This is a genomic window from Paenibacillus sp. R-74696 (genome assembly GCF_055814915.1).
Map to the genome: position 1 here is coordinate 655,586 of NZ_JBPULM010000030.1, position 14,273 is coordinate 669,858.

Genomic DNA, 14,273 nt, shown 5'->3' on the forward strand with positions numbered 1-14,273 from the left:
ACAATAGTTTTTAGCATAAATAAAATAAATGTTACACACAGCAGCAAAAAAGCTTTATTTCCCAAGACGCTTACGCCATGAAAAATAAAGCTTGCGCGACTTGCACTTGCGCGATAAGCTGCGTTTTAAAGCTCCAGCTCCCTGCGCTTAGCGACCAGCTCGCTGAATTTCAGCTCCAGCGCCGCCTTGTCTTCGGCTGAACGCTGGGGCAGCGACAGCCGCGCCAACGTCTCCGCGAACTCTTGCTCCAGCTTCAGTCGCAGCTCCTCCTGCTCCACGCTCGCCTTCGCCGCTTCCGTTCCTGCTGCTGCCGAGTTGCTTGCAGCAGCGCCGCCATCGTCAATCGCTTCATTCTCGCTAAAGCGCCATTCCCCGTCACCGAGCAGTTGCAGGATATGTGTCGCCGCCCCGCTAACCAAGCGCCGATCATGCGACGCAAATATAATCGTTCCGGGATACGCCCGAAGCGTTTCTTCCAGCTGCTCACGGGCGTAAATATCCAAATAATTGGACGGTTCATCGAGCAGCAGCGTATTATGCCGCCCCAGCAGCAGCTTCGCAAGCGCTGCCTTTACCCGTTCGCCGCCGCTCAGCAGTGCCACCTGCTTAAACACATCCTCGCCTTTGAACAGCGTCCTTGCCAATACGGTACGCACATGCGCATCGGGGTAGACGGCTGATGCCAATACGTTTTGCAAGACGCTTTTGGATTCATCCAGCAGCGATAAATCCTGGCGAAAATAGCCCATACGGCAGGATGGTGCCACTATAACCCCTTCCGCCAACTCATATATGCTCCGAAGCAGCGTCGTTTTGCCCGCCCCATTGCCGCCTACCAGCGCAATGCGCATGCCTGGCTTGATTTGAACGGACAGCTCGTGGAACAGCCTGCGGCCATCAGACAGCTTTGCCTCCAGCTGATCCAGCCTGAGCACATGCTTGCTGCGGCAAGGCTCATGCACCTGCGCATCGAACAAGGGCATTTCCAGCTCTGCCGGCTTCTGCTTCACCTCCAGCCGCTCCAAACGGCTTTCCAGCGCATCCGCCGCCTTGTTCAGCTTCGCCTGTGAGCTGCGCATGCCTTCCAGCCCTAGATTCGCCTCCTTATAGCTCATTCGCTTCGGCTTGTGGCTGATGCCCTGTGCCGCTTGGCGCACTTTGGCGAGCGAACCCAGCAGACGGCTCTTTTCCTTGGCGTACTGCTCGTATTCAAAAGCTGCGCGGGCCCGCTTCGCTTCCTTTTCCCGCTTATAGGCCGAATAATTGCCTTTGAAAATAAGGATTTCCCCATCCTCCAGCTCAACAATCGAGGTACATACAAGGTCCAGCAGCTCGCGGTCATGGGAGACGAAAATGACGGCTCCCGGATACGCCGCGAAGGCTTCTTCCAGTTGGCGAATGCCTGCCGCATCCAAATGGCTCGTCGGCTCATCCGCAATCAATATTTCCGCTCCGCTTGCGAACAGCTCGGCTATCGCCGTTCTCGTCTTTTCGCCTCCGCTGCCAAAGCCTTTCGCCTCCTCCGCAGCCAGCGCCTGCCAGCGGCTGGCATTTTCCCCGTCGCTATGGCTGCGGGAGCGGCAAATCACGTCCTCTTGCAGCTCATGCTTCTCGCTGAGCACATCCGAGGGCCGCTGCTCTGCTTGTTCATCCTCCTCTGCCTCGCCCCGATAGCCCGCTGCCTGGCGCAGCTCGGCAATAGAGCCGCTGCGGGTCAATAAGCCTTTATCCGGCTCCAGCCTGCCTGCCAGCACAGCCAGCAGCGTCGATTTGCCCGCTCCATTGACGCCAATGATGCCAACGCGATCACGATCACCCAGCTCCCAGACACCGTCCAGCTTGCCTAACAATCGATCCTGTACTGCTATTTCTATATGCCTAACCTCTAATTTTCCCATAAAAAAACCTCCCCAGCTCGAATAAGTATCGATCTGAAGAGGATTATTCGCCAATTATAGCCATTCCGAAAAAACATGCAGTTACCCCTGTTCACGTATAGCAGCAAACAAGCACGCCAAGGTGAAACGGCTGTCTCTGTCCTTTGGCGGCAAAGCCTACCGTATCGAGGGTGAAATATACGGGACATGTCCGGAAATGGGCGCAATAATCCTATCTTCAGAAAATGAACTTTTAATGAATCATAAGTTGTCATTTACAAGCTTCTGAACGAATAGGTTATTTTCTCATGTTCCTCGGACACCGTTCCCTCTCTCGCGGGGCGCTGATTTTAATTCCCCCTCATTATAGAATAATGAGCTTGCGAGCGTCAACCTTCTCCCCGCGCTAAGCAGACAGACAATCATTTGCCCGGCCATCGCCATTCACCTGCTATTTAACAATCGCAATAGCCAGTCCATCATAGCCGGGAAGTACCGTGCTCAGCAGCCGCTCATCATTTGCAATCCGCTCATTAAACGCTCTTACCGCTTGTATAGCTGGACCAACTCTGGCCGCATTCATAGTCCGTCCACGCAAAAATACATTGTCGCCTACAATAACGGCTCCAGGCGTTGCTAGAGCAAGCGCATATTCCAAATACGCGGGATAACCTTCCTTATCCGCATCAATAAAGAAAAAATCAAACTGCTGACCCTCTGCTTTAAGCTGCTCCAAGCTCGCTTTGCCATCGCCAATTTTGAACGTGACAGCCTGTCCGTAGCCCGCTGCCTCCACATTGCCGCGCGCGACCTCCGCGTATTCCGCCTTCAGCTCCAGCGACGTCAGCCGTCCGCCTTCTCCCGCTCCCCGCAGCAGGCAAATACCGCTGTAGCCGCCAAGGGCCCCAACTTCGAGCAGTTGCTTCGCTCCTGACATGGTGACGAGCATCGTCAGCAGCCGGCCATAGCCGTCAGCAACGGAAATGTCCGGCATGCCGCTTGCCGCAAGGGTTTCACGCACCCGAATCAGGTCTAAATCTTCCTTATATAAGCTGTCTGCATATTGTTCATTTTCGTTCGTCATTTTTTTACTCATCCTTTCATTTGTCAAAACAAGCTGCGTTTACTATACTTGATTGTATGATTTTGACCGTGAGGATTCAACTGCGCTTTACATACGAAGGAGAGAGTGACACGAATGACAACGAAAATTGAATTGATCGCAACGACGCCGATGGGCCTTGAGGCGATTGTCGCACGCGAGCTGAAGGACCTCGGCTATACCGATCTGACAGTAGAAAATGGACGCATTACCTTCCCAGCCGAGCCGATCGATATTTGCCGCACGAATTTATGGCTGCGCTCGGCAGGACGGATTTTGGTCAAGATGGGCGAATTTCAGGCGACCACCTTCGAGGAGCTGTTCGAAGGCACGAAGGCGCTAAACTGGCCTGACTGGATTCCCGGAGATGGCGAGTTCCCAGTGGATGGACGTTCCCACAAGTCGCAGCTTTCAAGCGTTCCTGCCTGCCAGAGCGTTGTGAAGAAGGCCGTCGTAGAAAAAATGAAAGAGCGCTACGGAACTGAATGGTTTCCGGAAAATGAGGGCCGCTATGTCATCGAAGTGACGCTGCTTAATGATCGCGCGCAGCTGACGCTCGATACGACGGGAGCTGGCCTGCATAAGCGGGGCTATCGCAATGTGGCGACGGAAGCGCCGCTGCGCGAGACGATGGCAGCCGCGCTGCTGCAAATTAGCCGCTGGCAGCCCGAGCGTCCCCTGTATGACCCGTTCTGCGGGTCAGGTACTATTCTGATCGAGGCCGCTATGCTGGCTTGGAACGTCGCTCCAGGGCTGCGCCGCTCCTTCAACAGCGAAGGCTGGCCGCTTGTGCCGGACCAGCTGTGGGAAACGGCACGCGAAGAAGCATTTGATGCGGTGAAGGATGATGTCGCGCTGCAAATTGCCGGATCTGATATTGACCCGGGCGCCATCGAAATCGCAACAGCCAACATCAAAAAAGCCGGCTTCGGCAAAGACATTAAGCTGAGCGTCATGCCAGCAGCAAAGATAAAGCCCGAGGGCGAATACGGTGTCATCGTGACGAATCCGCCTTATGGAGAGCGTCTTGGCGATGATCGCGAGGCGGAAGCGGCGCTGCGCCAGTTCGGCATGTCGGCGCTCCATTTGCCGACTTGGTCATTTTTCGCTTTTACGCCTGTTGCTGCTATAGAGCATTATATGGGCCGTCCTGCCGACAAGAAACGCAAGCTGTTTAACGGTCGGATTGAATGCAACTATTATCAATTTTTCGGACCAGGCGGCCTGTATGCGAACCGCAAATCCCAATCCTCGGAAAAATAATAAATAGAGAAATAGACTCACCATTCAGGAGAGGAAAGGGACTTTAAGAGAGGAACTTTCAATTCATGCGTCAAAAAAATCGCAAAGCTCTAGCTTACAGCTTGCAAGCGGCAGCCCGCTGGGGATGGCGTCCCTATGGCGCGGAGCTCCTGCTCTTTTTCGGAGTACTGCTGCTTAAGCTGTATGCCTTTGATTTATTTATAGCGGTGCCTAATATGAAAATGAACATCTACGATGTCAAAATCGCTATTGGCACACTTGCGCTTTGCAGCTTCTGGACGCTGCTGCTGCCGCTACGGGGCCGATTCATCACGCTCATCGCGATGAATGCCCTGTTTTCGGCTATTTTGTATGCCGATTTAATTTATTATCGCTACTTCGAGGATTTGATTTCCGTACCTGTCCTGCTGCAGGCAGGGCAGGTAGAAGCACTTGGGGGCAGCATCGCTACGCTGCTGGAGGCGAAGGATTTTATATTGCTGGCGGATATCCCGCTGCTGCTTGGCTATATCTGTCTGCTCGCATGGAGGCGGCGCGCTGCTAAGGCAGTCGCCCTGCCAGCTGCCACAAACGCTGAGGCCGCTTTATTCCCATTCTTCAAGCAGTCGCCTTGGGCAACAATCGCACGGCGTATAATTCTAAGCTCCGTCCTGCTGGTGATGGGCTTGATGCTTACCTTTGGCGGTATTAATGATGCCAAGCGCACATGGGCAAAAGGATTGTTCGAAAGCAACTGGTGGAATTTATCGCTGTACAATGTGACAGGTGCTCTGGGCTTTCACGGCTATGATTTGTACCGTTATGCCTCGCTGAATTGGCTGAATGCAGAAGCCGTCTCTGCCGAGACGACTTCGCAGTTGCGCGCCTGGACGGAGGAATCCGGGCAATCGCGATCCAATCTGGAGCAGGACTTGAGCTTTGGAGCGTATAAAGGCAGCAATATTATTTTGGTACAGGCGGAGGCTTTCCAAAACTTCATGATCGGCAGGTCGTTCAACGGCCAGGAAATAACACCGAACGTCAATAAGCTGGTGAAGAGCAGCGCTTATTTCAGCTCCTTTTTCCACCAAACCGCGCAAGGCCGAACGTCGGACGCTGATTTTGCCAGCAATTGCTCGCTTCAGCCGCTCGCCAGCGGCTCGGTATTTATTCAATATGCCGGGAATGCATTTCAATGCTTGCCGCAAACACTGCATAATAACGGCTACTACACTAGTGTTTTCCACGCCTATGAAGGAAGCTTCTGGAACCGCAATACGATGTACGCGAATATGAAATACGATGCTTTTGTTAGCAAAAAACAATACGAGCTGGACGAGCCCATCGGCTGGTCGCTTGGAGATAAATCCTTTTTCCGCCAATCGCTTGACCGAATTGCCGAGCAGCCGCAGCCGTTTCATTCTTTTCTCATTACGCTGTCCAGCCATCATCCTTACCAAATGCCAGAAGCTGACCAGAAGCTTTCGCTCGGCGAGCTTGAAGGCACGATGATGGGCGATTATTTGCAAGCAATCCATTACGTGGATGAAGCGCTTGGCGAACTCGTTGAACGGCTTCAGCAGGAAGAACTTTGGGAGCATACGATATTTGCCATGTATGGCGATCATGATAATTCGATCAGCGATTGGAGCTTGTATGAAACGCTTCTGGGCAAACCGCTAAACGAGCTTGAGCGGGAACAGATCATGAAGCAGGTGCCGTTTCTCGTTCATTTGCCAGACGATCGTTATGCAGGAACATATCCCTCTCCGAGCGGACAGCTGGATGTCACGCCAACGCTGCTGCATTTGCTCGGAATATCCTCAAGCGAGCTTGCTATGATAGGAACACCGCTTATTACGGAAAGCATGAGTCAGCCGCAGCTGCAAAATCAGAACCGCAAGCTTGTTGTGCTGCGCAATGGCGCATTTACGAATGGCGACGTTTATTATATCCCTTCCGCGGATGGGCTTGCCGAGCATGGCATATGCTGGAACGTAGCGCAGCAATCACCTGGAGAGCTGGCTCCTTGTCTCAGCCTGCGAGCTGCCGCGCAAACCCAGCTGTCCATGTCGGACCTTCTGGTCATTCATAATTTGATCCCGGAGCTTTATGCAACAAGCACGGTTCGGACGGGCAGCAATCAAATGGCCGTTCAAAAATAAAGCAAATCCCCCATGACACACCGCTTGTATCGCGGCGTGTCATGGGGAATTTTTATGGGGCTCGCTTATAAGCAAGCCGCCAGCCCCTCCGATTTATTTTCACCCGCTGGTCAGGATTTCCCATGGGTTTGCAGCCAGAGCAAAATATCGTCGATTGTCCTTATCGGCACGACGAGCAGCTCCGGCGCTGCGCTCTTCGCCTCCGGCGCAAGCTCCTCCGGCACGAAAAAAACATCCGCATCGGTCCGGCTTACCGCATAAGCCTTCTGCGGCACACCACCTACAAGGCCTACCGAGCCGTCCGGCTCTATCGTGCCTGTGCCGGCAACATTCAGCCCATGCGTCACCCCGCCTGGCGTAAGCTGATCCAAAAGCGCAAGCGTCAGCATGGCGCCATGGGACGGACCGCCGATATGAGCAATATACGAATAATAGCTGACAGGCCTTGGGGCATCCAGCTTCAGTTCATTTTGCACCGATATGCCGAATACGGCGCGCACAGGCAATTGATCGGTAGCTGCTGCGGCAGCTGTCTTCACCTCAAGTGTTAATTTTTCTGCCAGCGTTCCTCTTTGAACACCGACTTGAACCGATTTTCCCGGTATAACAAAGGCTGAATCTGCCATAAAGGAAGTCAGTTCCATCACATTATCCACTGCCTTGCCATTCAAGCTGACGATTAAATCGCCAGGAACGAGTACGCCCTGTGCAATAGAATCCTTCGTCATGCCAACAATGCGGACCCCCGTCGTTGTTACGCCATTTCCTATGCCCGCCTTGCCTTCGGCAATCGCCGCGGCTACACTGTTCGCATCGGTTTTCATCGTGGAAACGAGCGTATAGGATTCTGACAAGGAGGGCTCATTCTCAGGCTTGCGCTCAAACGTATATTCCGGCAGCACCAGGCTGTAGAGCCAGTCAGCAGGCACCGCAGGCCGATCAAACACCAGCACGCCGCTAATGCTGCCTCCAGCGGCTCCTCCTTCGACATGGGCGTAGCGGTTCATGTTCATCGTAAGCCCCGGATAAGTGACGATATAATTTGTCGGGTACACGAGTACAAAAGCAGCGACCAGCGCAGAGCCCAGCATCCAAACAAAGGTTTTAGGCCAGCGCCCTCCGCTATTCGAATGACTGCGCCGCACAAGCAGCTCGCTCCAGACCATTTCAATGCATACGATCAGCAGCATGCCGCCGATGAGAGGCAGTGACAGCATCAACCTTTGCGGGAAAATAACAATGCAAAAAATAGCGGACACACCGAGTATAGCGATACCGTATTGAACAACGGCAAGCAGCCGCTCGAAACGAATAGTCGCAACAGGTGCAAAACCGCCGCTTCGTTTCCTACGCTCCACAATGCCTCGGCAGACGCCCACCAGCCAAAGCAAAGGAATGATAGCGAGCGCATAAAGCAGCCAGTTGATCATATCAATCCAAAGCATGCCGGAAGCGGCCAGCTTCAGCGGTGCGGGGAGCCAGATCAGTTCGACAGCCACAATGTACAGCAAGGCCAGAACCAATCCAGCGATATAATAGCGGAAACGACGCATGCTCACTCAACCTCTCATGTGGACCTTTCGAGGAAGGTCGCTTGATTTTTCCCCAATGGATAAGCTGATGCAAAAAAGACCCAACAGATGTTGAGTCCCTTCACTGCTGCCCTATCTTGACTATCCTTTAATGTAACGTTTGGCCTTCTCAATCGCTTCATCTTCTGTAGCGCCTTTAATATAACGCCCATTAATAAAAATAAATGGCGACCTAGCGCAAGGCCCGCAATAAGACTTGCAGCCAACCCGAATTTCCGCATCGGGCACAAGCTTTTGCAGCTTTGGCACCAAAGTCTTAACCTGATAATACCTGCATTTGTCACATACCATTATATCATTTGCCATTATTGTTAGTCCTACTTCCGTATTATCTTCGGTATCACAGCCTGTTAATGGTCGCCGTGATTGCCTTGGGAAGGGTTCGTAATGGCAAAGCCTTCTTCAGGCACATAGAAGTAGTCAATGCGAATGCCATCAAGGAATTTGTTGTCCTTCTCCAAAATAACTTCGATATCTTTATCTGTGGATACGACAATATCTTTATCCGTCGGATCATCAATGCCCATGCCATAGTGCGCATGGTCGCCGTGAGAATGCGTCACATGTACGCGAAGCTTCTTTCCTTCATTCTCAGGCTTGTCCAGCTCAAGCTTCAATATCTTTGCCGCATTGCGCGAAATTTTGACTGTCATCATCACTTAAACACTCCTTCATTTGTCTAACCAGCAATTAGAAAAAAATTTTAGCTTATCCTATTATACTTGTTCTCGGTTCTGCGGGCAAACCATTCTGCAACAATCATCGTCACGGCTATATCATCAAACGGCAAATAGGGCAATGCGTCAGGCAAAACCCAATACAGCAGCACCGGAACAAGGAACAGCAGCTTGTCTTTCCAAGAAACCTCCTTGGAGCGAAGCAGCTGAAAAATTCGGCTGAACGTACGCTGCCAATGCCGGAGCGATAAAAATTTACGCATGTCTTTCGCCGCCTTTCTTTGTTATTTTCGCCTTCATTATAGCATAACCATCCCCGCTAAAAAGCTGGACTAAAGGCGGGTACTCCCGCTGCTCTCCCCCGTACATCCGGCAATAGCCGTAGGAATTCGAAGCTAGCGCTTCATTTCCTACGGCTATTCGCTCTCTGCTTTACGTACAGTGCTTGCATTTGAAAATGGCTAAAGCTCCCGTGCCCGATGAAGCGACAATGCCTCCACAAGAAGCGGCTTCACCGACTCATAGATGGCGGGCAGCTGCTGAGGCGGCAGCGGATTTTCTCCCCTTCCCGCTTCAATCGTAAAGCCCGGCCTTCTAAAACGCTGAATAAACCAATCTTTATAGCCAGCATCGCTGCCTGTCAGCTTCACGGGCTTATAGCCACTGACGAGCCCTAGCCGCTCCGCCAGCTGCTCCGATTCCTTTGGCTCATAGCCCCGGTAGTTCCAGTAAATTTCCTCGCCCTGCGTGTGTAGCGCGACGGTCAAATCAAAGCGCTGTGCTGTCGTTAAATTCGCCATCGCCATCGCTTCTGGCTCACTTAAAGGATAAGGTCCCGGATAATCGCGTGGACCTGGCCCCTGAACTTCGCGCCGCTGACACTCTTCCTCCCAATGCGCCGGAAACTGGTCATTTAAATCAACGCCGCGCGCATTCGCCTTCCAATCGGCAAAGGACTCCCGGCCTTCATTCCATTCCATGAGCTGGGAATAGAAAGGGTGGGCGGGCAGCGCTCCTTGCTGCGCAAGCTCCACGCCATCGGGATTGACCATGGGCACCGCCCACAGCGTCGTCTCCTCATGCAGACGTGCTGCCATCTCCCCGCAGATGGAGCGGCCCTCAGCGCAAGACGCAGCATAATCCGCTACAAATCGCATAAGCAAAGCTGACGTAATCCATTCATTCGCATGGAACGCCCCATTCATATGAATGCTTCTTGCACCCGTTCCGCAGCGCAGCGCAACGATGGGCTTGCCCAGTACGCTGTGCCCAATTGTATGAACAGTGACAAATGGGTATGCCCCCGTCAGCTCGCGGCAGTTCGCCAGCAGCTCCTGATAGCCGTATTTTCCTCCCCCTACTTCATTATCCGTATGCCTCACCTCGCTCCAAAATCGCTTCTCCTTGATTGTATTCGGCAAAAAAGCTTCCCATGCCACTTGGAGGCCACTGAAAAAGTCCTTTTGAAGCAAGAAAGGTACATTCACTCATGAAAAATGAGGAGAATGTACCTTTTTTCTTGTATTAATGAAAGGAATACAGAAAAACAGGTGAGCTAATGATTCAAATGCAGCAAACGCTGGTTGTCTGTCCATATATTTAACTTTATAAACTGGTTATACCCAAGGATAATATGCTGCGGTAAATCAATGAGCTCGTTTACTTTTCTTTTGTATATGAGGAATTGAAAGTAAACGATTGCCTGAACAAGGGTAGAAATGCTATCGACCCGATCCGGATGTTTAAGTACTTGCTGCTTAAAGCCCTTTTTGAATGGTCTGACGGTGATCTTGTCGAGCGATCTACATACGACATGTCGTTTAAGTACTTTCTGGATATGGCCCCAGAAGAGTCGGTGATTGACTCCCGTTCGTTAACCAAGTTCCGCAAGTTGCGGCTAAAGGATATGAATCTGCTGGACCTGCTGATCAACAAAACGGTAGCCATTGCAATCGAGAAAGGTGTAATCCAGAGTAAAGTGATCATCGTCGACGCGCCCCATACAAAAGCCCGGTACAATCAGAAGTCCCCACGGGAAATGTCGGATGACAAGAACTTTAGTACATTCCCCATTCTCTTTCGATTCGTATAGGTTAGGCTGCTTCCTTATGTCGCAATTCGTATTATGTCTTCAACGTCAAGCGGCAGCCGAAATTTTCTAGGCTGCCGCTGTGAATTATAACGCGTGTTAATTTTCTAATTTACGGGTCAATGCCTCGATGCTTTGATCTACCGGACTGGCGCAATCAATTATCTCGGTTGTAGGGATTTTTATAACTTCCCCTTCCAATGAATGAAGTGTTAAAAATTCTTCGTCCATATCTTCACAAAAACCTCGTACGAAATCGTTTTTCTCTTTTACGCCAATTAGCACAAAACGTCTCTCATTTACAGACCATTCTATAAATTTACGGATGTTCTCGTCCAAGAAAATCACCATCCCATTCTATTTTAGGCGGAATTATTTGGATAACTGCTTGAAAACTTGTCGTTATTGAATTTATATTTTCATTTACAGCCATAATGTCCCTTAACATTAAATCATTTTCGTTGTTAATTACTAATATATATTGCCTAATATCATTATCAAAGAAGAGCTGCATCATCTCATCCTTAAAAGTGATAACCGTTTCTTTGTTTTTTACCTGGTAATAGTCATTAAATAAGATCTTACTTTCACCTAACTCGTTTAAGTAAACAAGGTCAAAAGTTGAGTCTTTGATCAGTGAAGTAATTAATAGCGAATTGTAGGCGCCTTTTGCAAAGAAATAACCATTTTTCTCCGCTGTGCTTATCCTATTATTATTACCATCAACCCATACTAATTCTGGAATCAATCTAAGATCTTCATTCTTATCATAGGCCATAGTTTGCAAATCATTATCAGAAAATGTGTATTCCTTATTATCACCAACATATAAACGAACCACTGACGCATGCGCACCTAAATAGAAATTGGAAAACGAATCGACCAAAGGGAAAATAATGATTTCTTCGCTTCCATTTTGATCCCATTTAATATCTAAATCCAGATCAATCGTCTCATTCTTCTTAGAATTAAGAATATAGGATTTACCCCATTTTTCCTTACCTTTCTCCGAAATTAATATCGTATCCCTCCCTTGCATTGCGATTAATGTTATTTTGCTATCTATCTGGGTATTTTCAATAAAAACCTTTCCTGTTAACTCACCATTAAATTTACCATTAAGTTTATAATATGGTTACTGACTCTCATTATTTTTTTCCGTAAAATCTGAATCCAGCTGGAAATCAAAGAAAAAATGTGGTTCTGTCGCCTGTTCCTCATCGACGAGATCACTTGCCACAGGTTGGTTACTCCTTTCAGTTTCATGGGCAGAATTCGTAACGGTTCCACCGCAACCAGATAACAAACAAATAAAAAAAACATATAGAGGTAAACGTCGAAATGCATTCTTCAGATATGGAGCTAGCGGCGAAGCTGAATCCCCAAATTACGCAAGGGGGTCGCAAGAAAGAAGAAGCATTTGAGTTTAACAAAGACGCCGGTATGTACGTTTGCAAAGCTGGTCATCTGGCGATTCGGAAAGCACGGCAAGGCAAAAAGGAGCAAGGAAAAACCAAACCGATCCCTTTTACTTCGATGTCGAGAAGTGCAAGCGATGCCCCTTTCAAGAGGGATGCTATACGGAAGGGGCTAAAATCGGTGACGATTAAATCTAGCGAGCACACGGACCAGATGGCGTTCCAAGAAAGCGAGTATTTCAAAGAAAAGGCAAAGGAACGCTACAAAATAGAAGCGAAAAACAGTGAGTTGAAACACCGACACAGGTATGATGTAGCCTCATCCTCGGGTCTTGTTGGCATGGAATTACAAGGAGCTATGGCGATCTTCGCTGTAAATATGAAGAGAATATTGAAACTGATGAAATGAAAAACCAGCCATAATGGCCTGTCTAGAAAGCGAAAAAACGACCGATATTCCTTAAAACGGGAATTTGGGTCGTCTTTTATTTTGTGCTTGATTGCTCTCCTCTAAAATCACAAGTTTTTCAGTGGCCTCTGCCACTTGCCAGCGGCTTGGAAAGCTTTTTCGAAGGATGGCAGAGACGGCTAGAGCCGTTATCCGATCGTCGGCACCTGCCATACGACAGGCGTCATCTCAATTTGCTCGCCAAGCCATTGCTGGGCAATGGCTTTGAACATTATTGGGTCGCCGCTAGAGAAAAACTGATGAACAGGCAGCACTTCGCCTCGGGAAAGCTGGCCCTTATCATGAAGGATCGTACTAATATCACGAGCCGTCTCGTCTGCCGAGCTGATGAGCTCAATGCGGGAGCCAATAACCTCAGCGATCGCTTCTGTCAAAAAAGGATAATGCGTACAGCCTAAAATGAGGCAATCCATCGGATATTGGCTTAAGTGACCGATAGATCGGCGAATCGTCTCATACGTTTCGCTGGAACGAAAGTTGCCCCGCTCTACAAGCGGAACAAATAACGGACAAGCCTCGCTTATAACACGCACGCTTGGTGACAGCTCCTTGAGAGCCAGCTCATAAGCGCCGCTGCTTATCGTGCCTTCTGTACCGATGACCCCAATACAGCCCGTCTGGGTGCGCTTGATGGCCGCTCTTGCCCCGGGATTGATAACACCAATGACAGGTATGTCTACTCTAGAACGTATATCCTCAAGCGCAACCGCCGTAGCGGTATTGCAAGCTATAATAATCATTTTCGGCCGAAACTGGATTAAATAATCGACAATTTCCCGTGTAAATTGAACGACTTCCTGAGAAGGGCGCGATCCATACGGCGTTCGAGCCGTATCTCCAAAATAAATAATTTTCTCACGCGGCAGTTGGCGCATAACTTCCTTGGCGACGGTAAGCCCGCCCACTCCTGAGTCTAGTATGGCAATCGGTTGCTGCACAAACACACCGCTTTCTTAAACGTAATGTAGTCGCTCATAAGAAGAATAATTCATCAACAGCATATGTTTTCTGCTATCAAAACGTACCTACATCTTATCTCAATTATGTACAGCCATCAAGAAATACGCTTAAGTTACGGCGCGATGCGTGCCCTGGAAAATATGGACAAAAGGAAAGAGCCTGCTCCCTATTTAAGGCAGGCTCCATGCATCGCTGCTGCTCAATTCCTCATATTAATGCAGCTTCACAGAGCGGTCGACGCCCTATCTTTCAATCGTTTCAGTGGCTTCCGTCTCAACTTCCACCGTTTCCAGTTCCTCTGAGCGGCTTGCCGCTTCCTCTAAGCCAGTTTGCCCCACTTCGCCGGCAGCCTCCGTCGTAAATTGGGGCTCGCCTTTCCTCCATGTACGCGCACTGCTGATCAATGCCTCTGCTCCATCCTTGGCACGGTCTGCGATGTGAACCGCTTTATCGCCCAGCTGTCTAGCCGTTCTAGTCGTTTTCTCGCTGGCCTGTTCTACCGCTCTAGCCGTTTTTCCGCTCAGATCGTGAACGCCGCCTGCAATATCCTGACGCAGCTCCTTGCCTGCTTTTGGAGCGAGCAGCAGCGCTGTAACCGTCCCTGCGACCGTCCCCGCCAATGCCCCCAACAAAAATCCTTTCGTTTGCTTCTGCTTTGCCATACGATTCGCTCCCTTCATAA

At 50.1% G+C, this 14,273-nt stretch carries 13 protein-coding genes and 2 pseudogenes; 4 read left to right on the plus strand and 11 right to left on the minus strand.

All coding sequences use genetic code 11. The features are described 5' to 3' along the window. Window positions 1-125: 125 nt before the first annotated feature. Both abc-f and ACSR9A_RS14495 read right to left on the minus strand, forming a co-directional pair. On the minus strand, window positions 126-1,898 hold the full coding sequence (abc-f, locus tag ACSR9A_RS14490) for a ribosomal protection-like ABC-F family protein (RefSeq protein ID WP_473757836.1): 1,773 nt from the start codon (window positions 1,896-1,898) through the stop codon (window positions 126-128). Between the two features lie 430 nt (window positions 1,899-2,328). Then, window positions 2,329-2,961, minus strand: coding sequence for an O-methyltransferase (locus tag ACSR9A_RS14495; RefSeq protein ID WP_341278492.1), 633 nt, complete (start codon window positions 2,959-2,961; stop codon window positions 2,329-2,331). 114 nt (window positions 2,962-3,075) lie between these two features. Between ACSR9A_RS14495 and ACSR9A_RS14500 the strand changes: the two genes are divergently transcribed. Further along, window positions 3,076-4,242, plus strand: a complete 1,167-nt coding sequence (locus ACSR9A_RS14500; protein WP_473757837.1) for a THUMP domain-containing class I SAM-dependent RNA methyltransferase — start codon at window positions 3,076-3,078, stop codon at window positions 4,240-4,242. A 65-nt stretch (window positions 4,243-4,307) separates the two neighbouring features. Next, a complete protein-coding gene (locus tag ACSR9A_RS14505; RefSeq protein WP_473757838.1) occupies window positions 4,308-6,386 on the plus strand; it encodes an LTA synthase family protein in 2,079 nt (692 codons plus the stop codon). Between the two features lie 110 nt (window positions 6,387-6,496). Here the strand turns inward: ACSR9A_RS14505 and ACSR9A_RS14510 are convergent, their stop codons facing one another. From ACSR9A_RS14510 to ACSR9A_RS14530, 5 genes are all read right to left on the minus strand, one after another. Then, window positions 6,497-7,939, minus strand: coding sequence for a S16 family serine protease (locus ACSR9A_RS14510; protein ID WP_473758019.1), 1,443 nt, complete (start codon window positions 7,937-7,939; stop codon window positions 6,497-6,499). A 120-nt stretch (window positions 7,940-8,059) separates the two neighbouring features. Then, window positions 8,060-8,284: a YuzB family protein gene (locus ACSR9A_RS14515; protein WP_341278496.1), complete on the minus strand. Its 225-nt coding sequence runs from the start codon at window positions 8,282-8,284 to the stop codon at window positions 8,060-8,062. Between the two features lie 44 nt (window positions 8,285-8,328). Then, window positions 8,329-8,631, minus strand: a complete 303-nt coding sequence (locus ACSR9A_RS14520; RefSeq protein ID WP_341283032.1) for an iron-sulfur cluster assembly accessory protein — start codon at window positions 8,629-8,631, stop codon at window positions 8,329-8,331. A 50-nt stretch (window positions 8,632-8,681) separates the two neighbouring features. Continuing rightward, complete coding sequence (locus ACSR9A_RS14525; protein ID WP_056029577.1) at window positions 8,682-8,918, minus strand: hypothetical protein; 237 nt, start codon at window positions 8,916-8,918, stop codon at window positions 8,682-8,684. A gap of 198 nt (window positions 8,919-9,116) precedes the next feature. Then, entirely contained in the window at window positions 9,117-10,094 is a 978-nt protein-coding gene (locus ACSR9A_RS14530) for a M14 family metallopeptidase (RefSeq protein WP_473757839.1), read from the minus strand. Window positions 10,095-10,267: 173 nt separating this feature from the next. Here ACSR9A_RS14530 and ACSR9A_RS14535 point away from each other — a divergent pair. Then, window positions 10,268-10,696: pseudogene (locus tag ACSR9A_RS14535) on the plus strand (transposase); the annotation flags it as partial. Between the two features lie 147 nt (window positions 10,697-10,843). Here the strand turns inward: ACSR9A_RS14535 and ACSR9A_RS14540 are convergent. Further along, window positions 10,844-11,083: a hypothetical protein gene (locus tag ACSR9A_RS14540; protein ID WP_341278499.1), complete on the minus strand. Its 240-nt coding sequence runs from the start codon at window positions 11,081-11,083 to the stop codon at window positions 10,844-10,846. Then, a complete protein-coding gene (locus ACSR9A_RS14545) occupies window positions 11,064-11,783 on the minus strand; it encodes a hypothetical protein (protein WP_473757840.1) in 720 nt (239 codons plus the stop codon). The genes ACSR9A_RS14540 and ACSR9A_RS14545 overlap by 20 nt, the downstream gene beginning before the upstream one ends. Before the next feature lie 323 nt (window positions 11,784-12,106). On the opposite strand from ACSR9A_RS14545, the pseudogene ACSR9A_RS14550 reads away from it, so the two are divergent. Beyond that, a pseudogene (locus tag ACSR9A_RS14550) lies at window positions 12,107-12,571 on the plus strand (transposase); the annotation flags it as partial. A 188-nt stretch (window positions 12,572-12,759) separates the two neighbouring features. On the opposite strand, the gene racE reads toward ACSR9A_RS14550, so the two are convergent. Together racE and ACSR9A_RS14560 are read right to left on the minus strand one after the other, a co-directional pair. Next, on the minus strand, window positions 12,760-13,569 hold the full coding sequence (gene racE / locus ACSR9A_RS14555) for a glutamate racemase (protein WP_473757841.1): 810 nt from the start codon (window positions 13,567-13,569) through the stop codon (window positions 12,760-12,762). Between the two features lie 264 nt (window positions 13,570-13,833). Further along, on the minus strand, window positions 13,834-14,253 hold the full coding sequence (locus ACSR9A_RS14560; RefSeq protein ID WP_473757842.1) for a YtxH domain-containing protein: 420 nt from the start codon (window positions 14,251-14,253) through the stop codon (window positions 13,834-13,836). Window positions 14,254-14,273: the final 20 nt, after the last annotated feature.